The 14,549-nt window shown below is 61.5% G+C and carries 17 protein-coding genes; 12 read left to right on the top strand and 5 right to left on the bottom strand.

What is annotated here, in order from left to right; translation table 11 throughout:
• Positions 1 to 10: 10 nt before the first annotated feature.
• From RA21_RS19030 to RA21_RS19020, 3 genes are read right to left on the bottom strand one after another with little or no spacing between them, the layout of a single operon-like run.
• Positions 11 to 445, bottom strand: a complete 435-nt coding sequence (locus tag RA21_RS19030; RefSeq protein WP_193748095.1) for a DUF6691 family protein — start codon at positions 443 to 445, stop codon at positions 11 to 13.
• Positions 445 to 873: a YeeE/YedE family protein gene (locus RA21_RS19025; protein WP_019295858.1), complete on the bottom strand. Its 429-nt coding sequence runs from the start codon at positions 871 to 873 to the stop codon at positions 445 to 447. The genes RA21_RS19030 and RA21_RS19025 overlap by 1 nt, the downstream gene beginning before the upstream one ends.
• Positions 874 to 895: 22 nt before the next feature.
• Positions 896 to 1,759, bottom strand: a complete 864-nt coding sequence (locus RA21_RS19020) for an MBL fold metallo-hydrolase (protein WP_039151828.1) — start codon at positions 1,757 to 1,759, stop codon at positions 896 to 898.
• A 290-nt stretch (positions 1,760 to 2,049) separates the two neighbouring features.
• Between RA21_RS19020 and RA21_RS19015 the strand changes: the two genes are divergently transcribed.
• Positions 2,050 to 2,265 carry a hypothetical protein gene (locus RA21_RS19015; protein ID WP_019295860.1) on the top strand — a complete coding sequence of 72 codons (216 nt, stop codon included), beginning with the start codon at positions 2,050 to 2,052 and terminating at the stop codon, positions 2,263 to 2,265.
• A gap of 30 nt (positions 2,266 to 2,295) precedes the next feature.
• Here the strand turns inward: RA21_RS19015 and RA21_RS19010 are convergent, their stop codons facing one another.
• Positions 2,296 to 2,514 (bottom strand): hypothetical protein, encoded by a 219-nt coding sequence (locus RA21_RS19010; protein ID WP_019295861.1) that lies wholly within the window; start codon positions 2,512 to 2,514, stop codon positions 2,296 to 2,298.
• Positions 2,515 to 2,720: 206 nt separating this feature from the next.
• Here RA21_RS19010 and RA21_RS19005 point away from each other — a divergent pair, with 206 nt between their 5' ends.
• From RA21_RS19005 to preA, 4 genes are all read left to right on the top strand, one after another.
• Complete coding sequence (locus RA21_RS19005) at positions 2,721 to 2,984, top strand: DUF2312 domain-containing protein (protein ID WP_008553759.1); 264 nt, start codon at positions 2,721 to 2,723, stop codon at positions 2,982 to 2,984.
• A 155-nt stretch (positions 2,985 to 3,139) separates the two neighbouring features.
• Positions 3,140 to 3,538 carry a RidA family protein gene (locus RA21_RS19000; protein WP_039151871.1) on the top strand — a complete coding sequence of 133 codons (399 nt, stop codon included), beginning with the start codon at positions 3,140 to 3,142 and terminating at the stop codon, positions 3,536 to 3,538.
• Positions 3,539 to 3,826: 288 nt separating this feature from the next.
• Entirely contained in the window at positions 3,827 to 5,161 is a 1,335-nt protein-coding gene (locus RA21_RS18995; RefSeq protein WP_039151826.1) for an NAD(P)-dependent oxidoreductase, read from the top strand.
• 55 nt (positions 5,162 to 5,216) lie between these two features.
• Positions 5,217 to 6,521 carry an NAD-dependent dihydropyrimidine dehydrogenase subunit PreA gene (preA, locus tag RA21_RS18990; protein WP_019295864.1) on the top strand — a complete coding sequence of 435 codons (1,305 nt, stop codon included), beginning with the start codon at positions 5,217 to 5,219 and terminating at the stop codon, positions 6,519 to 6,521.
• A gap of 135 nt (positions 6,522 to 6,656) precedes the next feature.
• Here preA and RA21_RS18985 read toward each other — a convergent pair whose 3' ends face one another.
• Positions 6,657 to 7,271 (bottom strand): TetR family transcriptional regulator C-terminal domain-containing protein, encoded by a 615-nt coding sequence (locus tag RA21_RS18985; RefSeq protein ID WP_029204781.1) that lies wholly within the window; start codon positions 7,269 to 7,271, stop codon positions 6,657 to 6,659.
• Positions 7,272 to 7,535: 264 nt separating this feature from the next.
• Between RA21_RS18985 and RA21_RS18980 the strand changes: the two genes are divergently transcribed.
• The 7 genes from RA21_RS18980 (at position 7,536) to RA21_RS18955 (ending at position 14,521) form a co-directional block, all read left to right on the top strand.
• A complete protein-coding gene (locus RA21_RS18980) occupies positions 7,536 to 8,786 on the top strand; it encodes a Zn-dependent hydrolase (RefSeq protein ID WP_039151824.1) in 1,251 nt (416 codons plus the stop codon).
• Positions 8,787 to 8,916: 130 nt separating this feature from the next.
• Positions 8,917 to 10,371, top strand: a complete 1,455-nt coding sequence (gene hydA / locus RA21_RS18975; protein ID WP_039151822.1) for a dihydropyrimidinase — start codon at positions 8,917 to 8,919, stop codon at positions 10,369 to 10,371.
• 60 nt (positions 10,372 to 10,431) lie between these two features.
• A complete protein-coding gene (locus tag RA21_RS18970; protein WP_019295868.1) occupies positions 10,432 to 11,271 on the top strand; it encodes an ABC transporter ATP-binding protein in 840 nt (279 codons plus the stop codon).
• 101 nt (positions 11,272 to 11,372) lie between these two features.
• The gene (locus tag RA21_RS22700; RefSeq protein WP_039169821.1) at positions 11,373 to 11,630 is read left to right on the top strand and encodes a hypothetical protein; all 258 of its coding nucleotides are present in this window, start codon (positions 11,373 to 11,375) and stop codon (positions 11,628 to 11,630) included.
• Positions 11,627 to 12,544, top strand: a complete 918-nt coding sequence (locus RA21_RS18965; protein ID WP_039151869.1) for an ABC transporter permease — start codon at positions 11,627 to 11,629, stop codon at positions 12,542 to 12,544. The genes RA21_RS22700 and RA21_RS18965 overlap by 4 nt, the downstream gene beginning before the upstream one ends.
• A complete protein-coding gene (locus tag RA21_RS18960; protein ID WP_019295870.1) occupies positions 12,541 to 13,386 on the top strand; it encodes an ABC transporter permease in 846 nt (281 codons plus the stop codon). The genes RA21_RS18965 and RA21_RS18960 overlap by 4 nt, the downstream gene beginning before the upstream one ends.
• A 148-nt stretch (positions 13,387 to 13,534) precedes the next feature.
• Positions 13,535 to 14,521: an ABC transporter substrate-binding protein gene (locus RA21_RS18955; RefSeq protein ID WP_019295871.1), complete on the top strand. Its 987-nt coding sequence runs from the start codon at positions 13,535 to 13,537 to the stop codon at positions 14,519 to 14,521.
• The last annotated feature ends 28 nt before the right edge of the window (positions 14,522 to 14,549 follow it).

Below are 14,549 nucleotides of genomic sequence, written 5' to 3'. Positions count from 1 at the left end.
GCCTTAGTCTTTACGCGTTTGCAACCGCACGGTCCAGATGCCGGCTGAGCCTGGGCGCTGCCAACATGCCGCAGGCCATGGCTGCAAAGAATAGCATCCCCTGCCATCCGTTGTAGCTGAGCGAAGCCATGGCGGGGCCGGGGCAAAGGCCTGCCAGTCCCCAACCCGCTCCAAACAGCACGGAGCCCAGCACCAGCCGCCTGTCCAGTTCGGTGTGCGGCGCGGCAGGGAAGCTGCCACCAGCCGCGGGCCGGCGCCCCTGTGTCAGCCGCCAGGCCAAGGCCATCGGCAGCAGTGCGCCGCCCATCACGAATGCCAGCGTGGGATCCCAGTTGCCAAATATATCCAGCCAGCCCTGCACTTTGGCGGTGTCGGTCATCCCTGAGAGCATAAGCCCGTTGCCGAACAGCCCGCCAGCGAAAAGCGCCAGAAGAATACGCAGCATCAGATCACCCCCAGGATTTGGCGCAGAACCGCCAGTGTCAAAATGCCTGCCAGCATGAAAACAGCGGTTGCCGCGATTCCGCGCAGAGACAGACGGGAGATACCGCAAACCCCGTGGCCGGAGGTGCAGCCATTGGCAATGCGTGTCCCGATGCCCACTAGCAGCCCCGCGCCAATCAGCACCGCAGCATTGCTCGTGACGCGGGTATCCGGTGCATGTCCGGTAGAAAGTGCGATCAGAAACGGCACCAGCACGACGCCGCCGATGAAGGCGATACGCTCAGCTGCGTTGGAGCGGCCGCTGCCATCCAGAAGCCCGCCCAGGATGCCGCTGGCGCCCATGATACGTCCGTTGCCCAGCAGGAACACCGCGCCGCCGAGGCCAATCAGCAGCCCGCCGCCCAGTCCCCAGATCCAATCCGCTTCCATCCGTTTGCTCCTGCTTGCCTGCCTAAATCTTGTTGACCGGGATCTTCAGGAACACGTCGCCCTGTTCATCCGGCTCCGGCATCTGGCCTGCGCGCATGTTGACTTGCAGCGACGGCAGGATCAGGCGCGGCATGCCCAGCGTTGCGTCACGGGCGTCGCGCATCTCGACAAACTCCTCGATGCTGCGGCCGGCCCCGATATGCACGTTCAGCGCCTTCTGCTCGCCCACCGTGGTCTCCCAGGCATAGTCATCCCGCCCAGGGGCTTTGTAGTCGTGGCCGACAAACACGCGGGTGCTGTCCGGCAGGGCCAGGATCTTCTGGATCGAGTTGTAGAGATCGGCAGAGGACCCCCCAGGAAAATCGCAACGGGCCGTGCCAAAGTCCGGCATGAACAGCGTATCGCCGACAAAGGCCGCATCGCCGATCACATAGGTGAGGCAGGCCGGCGTGTGGCCTGGCGTATGCAGCACCTCGCCGCGCATTTGCCCGATCATAAAGCTGTCGCTCTCGCGGAACAGCTTGTCGAATTGGCTGCCATCGCGCTGGAATTCAGTGCCTTCGTTGAACACTTTGCCAAAAGTGTCCTGAATCACCGTGATCTGGTCGCCGATACCGATCTTGCCGCCAAGCTGATCCTGCAAATAGGGCGCCGCGGACAGGTGATCGGCGTGGACATGGCTTTCCAGAATCCATTCGACGCGCAGGTTTTCGGATTTAATCCAGTCAATGACTGCGTCCGCTGATGCAGTACAGGTGCGCCCCGCCGCCTGGTCGTAATCCAGGACCGAATCAATGATCGCGCAGGCGGACCCTTCGGGTTCGCGCACCACGTAGGAAACGGTATTGGTTGTTTCGTCGAAAAAGGCTTTGACGGCGGGGGTCATGAGGTGCTCTCCCTTGGGTTCGCAATTCATATAACAATTTAAGAATGTGTTTCAAGCCTGCCAGTTGGCGGGATTGAAAGGCTGCTGAATCATCACTTCCATCTGATTTAAGTCAAGGCGCCGGAATGCTGCGCTGCGGTAAGCTTTCTGCGCTGTCGGGAGGCCGCAAAAACCACCAGAAGACCGGTAAAACTGCGTAAATAAGCGGCAGAATGCTCAAATGGCGCAGGTATTCATACGCCTGTTGTGAAATACCGGGATAACCTCATCATGAGACAGGGAGGACTGCTATGACACGTGAAGATCTGCTCAGCACCGTCGAGAGCCTGGAAACCCGGATCCGCAAGGAAAGCGGCGCTGCTAGGCTGGCCATGCGGCCGGAATTCATCCGTCTGCTGGACTACATGCGCAAGACTGGTGCCGAGGTTCCCGGACGCCTGCGCCGTCTGGAGGCGACCCTGTGCGAAGAAGCAGTTGAGGAGATGTTCGACAACGTGCCGGTTTGAACACAAGCCAGGTGCGGGCGGCAGAGGGCGTCAGCCCAGGAAGATGCCCACCATCACCAGCATCAGCCCTAGCACGGACAGAAGCAGGGCGCCCAGATTGTAGGGCAGCACCGATTGCACCACGGCGCGCAGCGCCTCGTCGTCCAGTTTCTGGCGGCGGGCTTGTGCGACCTTGATGATGCACCAGATCAGCCCCAGCAGGCCGGCAACAGATACGGCGGCTCCGGTCCAGACGATCAAATCGAACATTTGGGTGCTCCTGCAGAGGTCTTGATGCGACGCGGCTAGCCGATCCGCATTGCACGTGCAAGCGTTTCAGCCCTGATCGCACGGGACCGTTGCCGGTTTTCGCCGCTCAGTGAGCCTCCGCCGCTTTCCCGTCTTGCGGCGCGGCGGGCAGGGCGCTATCCCCTTGCTCCGACAGCAACTGACAGCCTTTGCCGACGGAGCCGCAGATGGACATCACAGAAGACGAAAAGAGCGAAAACTACCGCGTGACCGCTGGCGAACTGCGCCAGTTCATTGAGCGGTTCGAGCGGCTCGACGAAGAGAAGAAAACCATTGCCGAGCAGCAGAAAGAGGTGATGGCCGAGGCCAAGGGCCGCGGCTATGACACCAAGGTGATGCGCAAGATCATCGCCCTGCGCAAGCGCGACGAGAACGACATCGCCGAAGAAGAGGCGGTGCTGGAAATGTATAAAGAAGCGCTCGGCATGTAAGCCGCGCTGCCACGTTGAAATGCCAAGCCGCGCAGGTCCCGGACCTGCGCGGCTTTTGTTTTTGCGGTGTTGGCTCTAAGAAATTTTAAGCTTGAAATAAATGCCGCGGCGGCGCTATGGTCGGCCCAGGCAATGATCAGCAAAGGAGTACCGCCATGCCGGCCATCAGCGTGCATCCCGAAGGGTGGAAGCCCGCAAAAGGCTATGCCAACGGCATGGTGGCAGAAGGCCGGCAGCTGTTCGTCGGCGGCCAGATCGGCTGGACCGCAGATCAGGTGTTCGAGGCGGAGGACTTCATCGGCCAGATGAGCCAGGCCCTGCGCAACATCCTTGAGGTGGTTGAAACCGCGGGCGGCACTGCCGGGGATATCACCCGGCTCACTTGGTATGTGACGGACAAGGCGGAGTACTTGGCCCACCAGTCGGAGGTCGGGAAAGCCTACCGCGCGGTGATGGGCTATCACTTCCCGGCTATGACCATGGTGGTGGTTTCCGCCCTGGTTGAAGATGAGGCCAAAGTGGAAATCGAAGCCACTGCAGTGCTGCCATCCTGAGATTTCGCGGGGTGCCGGAGCGATGCTTTCAAGGGTCTGAATGGCTGCCGTAAGGCCTGACCAAAGGCGCTTTTGAGGGGGGAACCGCAGTTTCGGCATGTCTGGGGGAGGCTTCAGGCGCAATTTGGCCGAATTACTTCCAGGCAAAAACACGCTTTTCCAATCTGTTGCAGGCCGTTCCTCCAGGGGCGGCAATTTTTTTGCCCGCGAAAAAATTTTACCAGTTGATAAAAAATCAGACTGTGGCACTCTGATAGCAAGAACAACAGAAAATCAGGGAGACACCCAATGGCGACCAGCCATCAGGCATCCGGCATTCAGGCAGCGCGGCTTGACGCTGCCGGCATTGCCGAGAATTTCTCGGACCTGCATCCAGCCTATGACGCGCATGAAGCAGCCGTGGCGGCGGACCGCTGCTATTTCTGCTATGACGCGCCCTGCATGACAGCCTGTCCGACCAGCATCGACATTCCCCAGTTCATCCGGGAGATCCAGGCTGGCCACCCTGAAAGCGCGGCCAAGACCATTCTGGAGCAGAACATCCTCGGCGGTATGTGCGCCCGGGTTTGCCCGACGGAAACCCTGTGTGAAGAGGTTTGCGTGCGCGAAACCGCCGAGGGCAAGCCGGTCGAGATTGGCCGCTTGCAGCGCTATGCCACCGACACGCTGATGGAGAAGGGCGCGCATCCGTTCACCCGCGCGGCTACCACCGGCAAGAAGATCGCCGTGGTTGGCGCCGGCCCCGCGGGCCTGGCTGCTGCCCACCGGCTGGCGATGCTGGGCCACGACGTGGTGGTTTACGATGCCAAGACCAAGGCGGGCGGGCTCAACGAGTTTGGCATCGCGGCCTATAAATCCACCAATGACTTCGCCGCGCGAGAGGTCGACTGGCTGCTGCAAATCGGCGGCATTACAATGGATTACGGCAAGAAGCTGGGCGAGGAACTGTCGCTGGACGGGCTGACCTCCGGCTATGACGCGGTTTTTCTGTCGATCGGTCTGGCCGGCGTAAACGCTCTGCGTTCGCCGGGCGAGGACAAGGACGGCGTGCGCGACGCGGTGGAGTTCATTGCGGAACTGCGCCAGGCCGAAGATCTGACCGCGCTGCCGGTGGGCCGCAATGTGGTGGTGATCGGCGGCGGCATGACCGCGGTAGACGCCGCGGTGCAGTCCAAGCTGCTGGGCGCCGAAAACGTCACCATCGCCTACCGCCGTGGCCGCGAGGACATGGGCGCCAGCCGCTTTGAACAGGATCTGGCAGCCTCCAAGGGTGTCAAGCTGATGTTCAACGTCATGCCCAAGGCGGTACTTGGCAATGGCGCAGCAGCTGAGATCGAATTGGAGTATACTGACGTCACCGACGGCAAGGTGTCCGGCACCGGCGAGACCGTGCGTTTGGCCGCGGATCAGGTGTTCAAGGCCATCGGCCAAACCTTGGAGGGCCAGCCGGATGCGCTGGAGCTTGAGGGGCGCAAGATCAAGGTCAGTGACACGGGCCGCACCTCGATGGCTGGTGTCTGGGCCGGGGGCGATTGCGCTTCTGGCGGCGAGGACCTGACCGTGACCGCCGTGGCCGAGGGCCGTGACGCTGCAATGGACATTCACTCCAGCCTGATGGGCTGAGCCAGCTCGGGAGCAGTTCCACTGCACCCAAGCTAGCCTTAAGAGGAGAGATCAAATGGCTGATCTGACAACAGAATTTCTGGGTATTAAATCCCCCAACCCGTTCTGGCTGGCCTCCGCGCCGCCGACCGACAAGGAATACAACGTCCGCCGCGCCTTCGAGGCCGGCTGGGGCGGCGTGGTCTGGAAAACGCTGGGTGCCGAAGGCCCGCCGGTGGTCAATGTGAACGGCCCGCGCTATGGCGCAATCTGGGGCGCCGACCGCCGTCTCTTGGGCCTCAACAATATCGAGCTGATCACCGACCGGCCGCTGCAGACCAACCTGGAGGAGATCACCCGGGTCAAGAAGGACTATCCGGACCGCGCCGTGATCGTCTCGATCATGGTGCCCTGCGAGGAGCAGGCCTGGAAAGACATTCTGCCGCAGGTGGAAGCCACCGGCGCTGACGGGATAGAGCTGAACTTCGGCTGCCCGCACGGCATGGCCGAGCGCGGCATGGGCTCCGCCGTGGGGCAGGTGCCGGAATACATCCAGATGGTCACCGAGTGGTGCAAGAAATACTACTCCAAGCCGGTGATCGTGAAGCTGACGCCGAATATCACTGACATCCGCAACCCGGCCCGAGCAGCAAATGCGGGCAATGCGGATGCGGTCAGCCTGATCAACACCATCAACTCCATCACTTCGGTGGACCTCGACAGCATGGCGCCGGAACCGACCATCGGCGGCAAGGGCACCCACGGCGGCTATTGCGGACCGGCGGTGAAGCCGATTGCGCTGAACATGGTCGCCGAAATCGCCCGCGACCCGCAGACCCACGGGTTGCCGATCTCTGCTATCGGCGGTGTCACCACCTGGCGCGACGCGGCTGAATTCATGGCACTGGGCGCGGGCAACGTGCAGGTCTGCACCGCCGCAATGACCTATGGCTTCAACGTGGTGAAGGAGATGATTTCCGGCCTGTCTACTTGGATGGACGAGAAGGGTTATACCTCCACCCAGGATTTCATCGGCATGGCGGTCCCGAATGTGACCGACTGGCAGTATCTGGACTTGAACTATGTCACCAAGGCGAAGATCAGCCAGGACGACTGCATCAAATGCGGCCGCTGCTATGCGGCCTGCGAGGACACCTCGCACCAGGCAATCGCGATGAGCGAGGACCGGGTGTTCACGGTGAAGGACGACGAATGCGTCGCCTGCAATCTCTGTGTGAACGTCTGCCCGGTCGAAAACTGCATCACAATGGTCGAGGTTCCCGCAGGCCAGATCGACGAGCGCACTGGTGAGGTGGTTTCAGGCGACTATGCGAACTGGACCACGCATCCGAATAATCCGTCGGCAACAGCTGCGGAATAACTGAAACGCGCCCAAGCGGGCGCGCGGTCTCCCCGTTGACTTTGCGCCCCGGCTTTTTGGCCGGGGCTTTTTTGTTGGATTTGGTTCCGGTGCAGGCAGCTAGGCTGGCCAGCGGAGTTGCTGCGGTCGGCTGCTTCAGCTTTTCGGCGTAAGCATACGACGGTACAGGGTTTCCAGGTACTGCGGCGCGGCGTCAAAAGGGTCTTCGTCCCCCATCAAGGTCCGTACCTGGGCGTCAAAATCCGCATAATGCTGGGTCAGCGACCAGATTGAAAACAACAGATGCTTGGGGTGTGCGCGGTTGATCCTGCCGGCATCCATCCATCCCTGCAGCAGCTGCGCCTTTTCCTCGACCAGCACATTAAGATCCGCCGCGATCACGTCATGCAGACGCGGCGCGCCCTGCACGATTTCATTGGCATAAAGCCGGCTTTCACGGGGGAAGTCGCGGCTCATCTGCAGCTTGCGCTGCACATAGGCGAGGATCTCCTCCAGTGGCTCCCCTTCCGGGTCCAGCGCCCTGAGAGGGTCCAGCCAGGTGTCCAGAAGCCCCGCCATCAGCTCATTGAAGATCGCTTCCTTGGAGGGAAAGTAATAAAGCAAGTTCGGCTTGCTGAGCCCTGCCGCCTTGGCGATCTGGTCCACGGTGGAGCCGCGGAAACCGTGGCTGGAAAAGACATCCAGCGCGGCCTCCAAGATAGCGGCGCGATTCTTTTTCTGAATGCGGGTAGGCGCGCGGTCTGCGGGCATGTCCGTCCTTGTCTGATTTTGCCGCAGCCGCCAGCGGAAGCGCGGAATTTCACCTATTTCCGGCAAAAGCACCGATTTTTTCAAGAGCCACGCGGCAATTTCTTGACTGGTGGTGAACCCGTGATAGCGTGAGTTTGACCAGTTGGTCAAATCAAAGACAGGGGCACAATCCTCAGCTTTGATGGGACCGGCACTCAAAGCCACCTAACACGGCGCCAAGCCGGAAAGCCTGCAAAGATGGGCGCACAGGGAAGGAAGCTCTTGATGACGTCGCTTGGACAGAATCTGAAAATTGACGGGGACAGGCTGTGGGACAGCCTGATGGAGATGGCCAAGATCGGCCCCGGCGTTGCGGGCGGCAACAACCGCCAGACGCTGACCGATGAAGATGGCGAGGGCCGCGCGCTTTTCCAGAAATGGTGCGAGGCCGCGGGCTGTACCATGGGGCTCGATCAGATGGGCAACATGTTTGCGGTGCGCGCGGGCACCGACCCGGATGCGCTGCCGGTTTATGTTGGTTCGCATCTGGATACCCAGCCGACCGGCGGCAAATACGATGGAGTGCTGGGGGTGCTGGCGGGGCTGGAGCTGATCCGCTCGCTCAACGACATGAACATCAAGACCAAGCACCCGATTGTGGCCACCAACTTCACCAACGAGGAAGGCACCCGCTATGCGCCGGCCATGCTGTCATCGGGCGTGTTTGCCGGCGTGCACACCCAGGATTGGGCCTATGAGCGTGAGGACGCCGAGGGAAAGAAATTCGGCGATGAGCTGAAGCGCATCGGATGGCGCGGCGAGGAGGAGACCGGCGCCCGCAAGATGCACGCGTTCTTTGAGCTGCACATCGAGCAGGGCCCGATCCTGGAGGCGGAAGGCAAGGACATCGGCGTGGTGACCCACGGCCAGGGCCTCAGCTGGACGCAGGTGACGATCACCGGCAAGGACGCCCATACCGGTTCTACCCCGATGCCCATGCGCCGCAATGCTGGCCTGGCGATGGCGCGGGTACTGGAAGCGGTAGACGAGATCGCCTGGAGCCACGCGCCCCATGCCGTGGGGGCCGCGGGCCACATCGACGTCTACCCGAACTCGCGCAACGTGATCCCGGGCAAGGTGGTCTTCACCGTCGATTTCCGCAGCCCGGAACTGGACGTGATCACCGACATGGAAAACCGTCTGCGCGAAAAGGGCACCCAGATTGCCGAGACGATGGGAGTGGAAATCGAATTCGAAAAGGTAGGCGGCTTTGACCCCGTGGCCTTTGACGAGGGCTGTGTCAGCGCGGTGCGCAGCGCGGCGGAACGGCTGGGCTATTCCCATCTCAATATCATTTCTGGCGCGGGTCACGACGCCTGCTGGATCAACCGGGTGGCGCCGACCGCGATGGTGATGTGCCCCTGTGTCGATGGCCTTAGCCACAACGAGGCTGAGGAGATCAGCAAGGATTGGGCCGAGGCTGGCGCCAACGTGCTGTTCCACGCGGTGGTCGAGACAGCGGAGATCGTTGAGTAGGGGGCGCTGCCCCCGCGGCCTTTTGGGCCGCTGCCCCGGAGTACTTCGGGAAAGATGAAATAAGCTGCGAAAGACAGCAACGAGACAAATGGAGGCGTTAAAATGCGCCCCGATTCAGGGAGTTGTAACCATGAGTAAAGTCATCCGGAACGGCACCATCGTGACCGCCGATCTGACCTATAAGGCCGATGTGCTGATCGAGAACGGGGTGATCACTCAGATTGGCCCGAACCTGAAAGGCGAAGAGGAGCTGGACGCCACCGGCTGCTATGTGATGCCGGGCGGGATTGATCCGCATACGCACCTGGAGATGCCCTTCATGGGCACCTACAGTTCGGACGATTTCGAGTCCGGCACCCGCGCCGGGCTGGCGGGCGGCACCACGATGGTGGTGGATTTTGCACTGCCCAACCCGGGTGAGAGCCTGCTGGACGCTCTGAAGCGCTGGGACAATAAATCCACCCGCGCCAACTGCGATTATTCCTTCCATATGGCTGTCACCTGGTGGGGGGAGCAGGTCTTTGACGACATCAAGACCGTGATTCAGGAACGGGGCATCAACACCTTCAAGCACTTCATGGCCTACAAGGGCGCGCTGATGGTGAATGATGATGAACTTTATGCGTCGTTCCAGCGGCTGGCGGAACTGGGCGGCATCGCCATGGTGCATGCTGAAAACGGCGATGTGGTGGCAGAACTGTCCGCTAAGCTCTTGGCACAAGGCAATAATGGACCCGAGGCGCATGCCTATTCCCGGCCGCCGCAGGTGGAGGGTGAAGCGACCAACCGGGCCATTATGATCGCCGACATGGCGGGCGTACCGCTTTATGTTGTGCATACCTCCTGCGAGGACAGCCACGAGGCCATCCGCCGCGCCCGCATGCAGGGCAAGCGGGTCTGGGGCGAGCCGCTGATCCAGCATCTGACCCTGGATGAGAGCGAATACTTCAACAAGGATTGGGACCACGCCGCCCGCCGGGTGATGTCGCCCCCGTTCCGCAACAAACAGCATCAGGACAGCCTGTGGGCCGGTTTGCAGTCGGGTTCGCTGTCGGTGGTGGCAACGGATCACTGCGCCTTTACCACCGAGCAGAAGCGCTATGGCGTCGGCGATTTCACCAAGATCCCGAACGGCACCGGCGGCCTTGAGGACCGGATGCCGATGCTGTGGACCCACGGTGTGGAGACCGGCCGTCTGACCCCGAACGAGTTTGTCGCCGTGACCTCAACAAACATCGCCAAGATCCTGAATTGCTACCCGAAAAAGGGCGCGGTTCTGGTCGGCGCCGATGCCGATCTGGTGGTCTGGGACCCGGAAAAGCGCAAGACGATTTCGGCCGGAACTCAGCAGTCCTCGATCGACTACAACGTGTTCGAGGGCCATGAGGTGAAGGGCCTGCCGCGCTTTACCCTGACCCGCGGCCATGTGGCGGTGCATGACGGTGAGATCCGCTGCCAGGAAGGCCATGGCAAGTTCGTTTCGCGCGAGGCCAACACCACGGTGAACAAGGCGCTGTCGACCTGGAAAGAGTTGACCTCGCCGCGCCCGGTGGAACGCACCGGCATCCCGGCAACAGGCGTGTAAATCAGGAGCGGGCTGCCGGTATCGGCGGCCCGTTTTCCTGTGTGAAATCAAGGCGAAGATATGAATATGGAACCGACCACCCAGGCAATCCGACCCGAGGCCGCCGCTTCCGCACCAGCCCCCGCGAACTGTGTGATCGAGGCCCGGAACCTGGACCTGACCTTCCAGACCAACGATGGCCCGGTGCACGCGCTGAAAGATGTCAGCCTGGAGATCAACAAGGGCGACTTTGTCTCCTTCATCGGCCCGTCGGGCTGCGGCAAGACCACGTTTCTGCGCTGTATTGCGGCGCTGGAAACGCCGACCGGCGGCAGCCTGTCCGTGAATGGCATGACCCCGGATGAGGCGCGTCGTAACCGGGCTTATGGCTATGTGTTTCAGGCGGCTGGGCTTTACCCCTGGCGCACCATCGCCAAGAACATCAAGCTGCCGCTGGAGATCATGGGATACTCCAAGGCGGAGCAGGAAAAGCGCGTTAACCAAGTGCTGGAACTTGTTGAATTGTCAGGCTTCGGCGGTAAGTTTCCGTGGCAGTTGTCCGGCGGTATGCAGCAGCGGGCCAGCATCGCGCGGGCGCTCGCGTTTGACGCTGACATCCTGTTGATGGATGAACCTTTCGGGGCGCTGGACGAGATCGTGCGCGACCACCTGAATGAGCAGCTCTTGAAGCTCTGGGCGCGGACCAACAAGACCATCGGCTTTGTCACCCACTCGATCCCCGAGGCGGTGTATCTGTCCACCAAGATCGTGGTGATGTCGCCGCGGCCGGGCCGGATCCATGATGTGATCGACAGTACGCTCCCCAAGGAAAGGCCGCTGGATATCCGGGACAGCCCGGAGTTCATCGAGATTGCCCACCGGGTGCGCGAGGGGCTGCGGGCGGGGCATGGCGATGACTGAGTTCGCCAGCCGGTCCCGCCGGAATTGGGGCGTGACATGCGTGCACCGCCTGTACACCCCCTGTGCACCGGGCAGCTGCCGGATAAGGGAGGCAGTTGCAGATGGATGAGAAAAATCAAAATGCGCCGGGGGGTGAACCTGAGGCTTGGGCAGGAGCGCAGACCAAGCTGGAGCGCCAAAAAAGAATTTGGAGCCTACTCTTTTGGGGGCTCCTCATTGCAGGCTCAATATTCCTTGTAACAACCCGGTTGGCAGATGGAGAGTACTTTGGTGCTCTGGTCTTCGGGTTGCTCGGTGTCGTGTACCTTTATCGTTCGGCGCGAACGGTGATCGAGTGGCGGAAGGAAACACAACCATGAAAAGCCTTGTTGCCGTCCTCACCGTGCTCGCCGCCATCATCGCCTTCTGGTATGCGGCCTGCGTGCCGATGAACATCAAGGGCGTGCTGGATCAGGCGGAGCGGGCAGGGGTCGAAGTCACCCCCGCCACCGCCAAGGAGCGCCGGGACAGGGGTGAGATCGGGCTGGTGGCGCAGAACACATTTGCCATCGGCGACACCTGGGTGCAGGAGCGCCCGAGGCTGCCCGCGCCGCATCAGGTGGCGGTGGAGCTGTGGGAGACCACGGTGGAGAAGAAGATCACCTCCAAGCGCAGCCTGATCTATCATGCACAGGTAACGCTGAGCGCCACGCTGCTGGGCTTTGCCATCGGTACCGGCCTTGGCATTTTGCTGGCGGTGGGCATCGTGCACAGCAGGGTGATGGATATGTCGGTGATGCCCTGGGCGATTGTCAGCCAGACCATCCCGATCATCGCGCTGGCGCCGATGATCATCGTGGTGCTCTATTCCATCGGGGTGCAGGGGATTATCCCGAAGGCGGTGATCTCGGCCTACCTCAGCTTCTTCCCGGTGGTTGTCGGCATGGTGAAGGGGCTTCGGGCGCCGGATGCGATGCAGCTGGATCTGCTGAAAACCTACAACGCCAACACGAACCAGGGGTTCTGGAAGCTTCGGCTGCCGTCCTCCATGCCATACTTGTTTGCCTCGCTGAAGATCGGCATTGCCGCCTCGCTGGTCGGGGCCATCGTGGGTGAGCTGCCGACCGGTGCGGTTGCGGGTCTTGGCGCGCGGCTGCTGGCGGGCAGCTACTACGGGCAGACCGTGCAGATCTGGTCGGCGCTGTTTGCCGCGGCGATCCTGGCGGCGGCGCTGGTGGCGCTTCTGGGCCTGATCGAGAAGGTTGTCTTGAACCGGATGGGGGTGCGGGCATGATACTGGTGATCCTTGCAATCCTTGTCTGGTGTCTGGGCTGGTGGCTGAACAGCCGGCTGGCAAACAGCCCGGCCTCGAAGACCCGGGCGGTGCAACTGCTGGTGCCTGCGATCTTTGGCATCACCGTGCTGGTGGTCTGGGAACTGCTGGTCAGGGGGCTGGCGGTGTCGCTGGTGATCCTGCCGGCGCCGACGGTTATTGCGGCGCGCTTTGCCTCCAGCCTGCCGATCCTGTGGGAGGACTTTGCCCAGACCATCCTGAAAGGCGCGCTTGGCGGTTACCTGATCGGTTGCGGCGCGGCGTTTTTGACCGCGATCCTGGTCGACCGCAGCGATTTCCTGCGCCGCGGGCTGCTGCCGGTCGGGAACTTCGTGGCGGCGCTGCCGATTGTCGGCACCGCGCCGATCCTGGTGATGTGGTTCGGCTTTGACTGGCACTCCAAGGCCGCGGTGGTCGTGGTCATGGTGTTCTTTCCGATGCTGGTGAACACAGTGGCGGGGCTGCGCGAGACTTCGGCTATGCAGCGCGATCTGATGCAGACTTATGCGGCGACCTACTGGCAGGCGTTTTTCAAGCTGCGGCTGCCGGCGGCGCTGCCGTTTGTGTTCAACGGGCTCAAGATTTCCACCACGCTGGCGCTGATCGGCGCGATTGTGGCGGAGTTCTTTGGTTCGCCCACCGTCGGCATGGGGTTCCGCATTTCCACCAGCGTCGGCCAGCTGGCGCTGGATATGGTCTGGGCGGAGATCGTGGTGGCGGCGCTGGCGGGGTCTGCCTTCTACGGGCTGGTGGCGCTGATCGAGAAGAGCTTTACCTTCTGGCACCCATCACAGCGGGGCTGAAAGTTGAACCGTCCCGCCGGCTGCGGGGCGGTTTTTGCGGAAATCTTGCGCGAGGTGCCGTCAAAGGCCGGCCTCATAAAGAAAAAACTTTGAACGAATGGTCAAACCCGGGCAAGCTTCACATCATAATCAATAGGGAGAACGAGACATGAAACATCTGATGACGGCGGCAGCGCTGATGATGGGGGCCGCGGGGGCGGCGCAGGCGGCGGATGACGTGACGCTGCAGCTGAAGTGGGTGACCCAAGCGCAGTTCGCGGGCTATTATGTGGCGCTGGACAAGGGGTTCTATGAGGAAGAGGACCTGAATGTCACCATCCTGCCGGGCGGCCCGGATATCGCGCCGACCCAGGTGATTGCCGGCGGCGGCGCCGATGTGACGGTGGAATGGATGCCTGCCGCTCTGGCCGCTCGGGAAAAGGGCCTGCCGCTTGTCAATATCGCCCAGCCGTTCAAATCCTCCGGCATGATGCTGACTTGCTGGAAAGACACCGGCATTGCTGAACCCGCCGATTTGGCCAACCGCACCCTGGGTGTCTGGTTCTTCGGCAATGAGTTCCCCTTCATGAGCTGGATGAGCCAGCTGGGTATCTCCACCGAGGGTAAGAGCGAAAACGGTGTGGAAGTTCTGAAGCAGGGTTTCAACGTCGATCCGCTGCTGCAGCGCCAGGCGGACTGTATCTCGACCATGACCTATAACGAATACTGGCAGGTGATCGATGCGGGTGTGTCGCCGGATGAGCTGATTACCTTCAAGTATGAGGACCAGGGCGTGGCGACGCTGGAAGATGGTCTGTATGTGCTGGAGGAGAACCTGAGCGATGAGGCCTTTGCCGGCAAGATGGAGCGGTTTGTGCGCGCGTCGATGAAGGGCTGGAAATACGCCGAGGAAAACCCGGACGAAGCGGCGGAGATCGTGCTGGACAATGACGCCTCGGGTGCCCAGACCGAGACCCACCAGAAGCGTATGATGGGTGAGATTGCCAAGCTGACCGCGGGCAGCAATGGCGCGCTGGACGAAGCGGACTACCAGCGCACCGTGTCGACCCTGATGGGCGGCGGCTCTGATCCGGTGATCACCAAGGAGCCGGAAGGCGCCTGGACCCATGCCATCACTGATGCGGCGCTGAAGTAAGGCTTCGGACCAGCAACAAGCCTTGCAG

The organism is Leisingera sp. ANG-DT, from assembly GCF_000813785.1.
In the GTDB taxonomy this organism is placed as follows: Bacteria; Pseudomonadota; Alphaproteobacteria; order Rhodobacterales; family Rhodobacteraceae; genus Leisingera.
Note: the sequence above shows the minus strand (reverse complement) of the source record. Positions and strands in the feature narration are given on the sequence as shown.

What these genes read in the sequence shown, in the direction of transcription:
- RA21_RS19030 (WP_193748095.1), bottom strand. Translation starts at nt 445, where the DNA reads ATGCTGCGTATTCTTCTGGCGCTTTTCGCTGGCGGGCTGTTCGGCAAC.
- RA21_RS19025 (WP_019295858.1), bottom strand. Translation starts at nt 873, where the DNA reads ATGGAAGCGGATTGGATCTGGGGACTGGGCGGCGGGCTGCTGATTGGC.
- RA21_RS19020 (WP_039151828.1), bottom strand. Translation starts at nt 1,759, where the DNA reads ATGACCCCCGCCGTCAAAGCCTTTTTCGACGAAACAACCAATACCGTT.
- RA21_RS19015 (WP_019295860.1), top strand. Translation starts at nt 2,050, where the DNA reads ATGACACGTGAAGATCTGCTCAGCACCGTCGAGAGCCTGGAAACCCGG.
- RA21_RS19010 (WP_019295861.1), bottom strand. Translation starts at nt 2,514, where the DNA reads ATGTTCGATTTGATCGTCTGGACCGGAGCCGCCGTATCTGTTGCCGGC.
- RA21_RS19005 (WP_008553759.1), top strand. Translation starts at nt 2,721, where the DNA reads ATGGACATCACAGAAGACGAAAAGAGCGAAAACTACCGCGTGACCGCT.
- RA21_RS19000 (WP_039151871.1), top strand. Translation starts at nt 3,140, where the DNA reads ATGCCGGCCATCAGCGTGCATCCCGAAGGGTGGAAGCCCGCAAAAGGC.
- RA21_RS18995 (WP_039151826.1), top strand. Translation starts at nt 3,827, where the DNA reads ATGGCGACCAGCCATCAGGCATCCGGCATTCAGGCAGCGCGGCTTGAC.
- preA (WP_019295864.1), top strand. Translation starts at nt 5,217, where the DNA reads ATGGCTGATCTGACAACAGAATTTCTGGGTATTAAATCCCCCAACCCG.
- RA21_RS18985 (WP_029204781.1), bottom strand. Translation starts at nt 7,271, where the DNA reads ATGCCCGCAGACCGCGCGCCTACCCGCATTCAGAAAAAGAATCGCGCC.
- RA21_RS18980 (WP_039151824.1), top strand. Translation starts at nt 7,536, where the DNA reads ATGACGTCGCTTGGACAGAATCTGAAAATTGACGGGGACAGGCTGTGG.
- hydA (WP_039151822.1), top strand. Translation starts at nt 8,917, where the DNA reads ATGAGTAAAGTCATCCGGAACGGCACCATCGTGACCGCCGATCTGACC.
- RA21_RS18970 (WP_019295868.1), top strand. Translation starts at nt 10,432, where the DNA reads ATGAATATGGAACCGACCACCCAGGCAATCCGACCCGAGGCCGCCGCT.
- RA21_RS22700 (WP_039169821.1), top strand. Translation starts at nt 11,373, where the DNA reads ATGGATGAGAAAAATCAAAATGCGCCGGGGGGTGAACCTGAGGCTTGG.
- RA21_RS18965 (WP_039151869.1), top strand. Translation starts at nt 11,627, where the DNA reads ATGAAAAGCCTTGTTGCCGTCCTCACCGTGCTCGCCGCCATCATCGCC.
- RA21_RS18960 (WP_019295870.1), top strand. Translation starts at nt 12,541, where the DNA reads ATGATACTGGTGATCCTTGCAATCCTTGTCTGGTGTCTGGGCTGGTGG.
- RA21_RS18955 (WP_019295871.1), top strand. Translation starts at nt 13,535, where the DNA reads ATGAAACATCTGATGACGGCGGCAGCGCTGATGATGGGGGCCGCGGGG.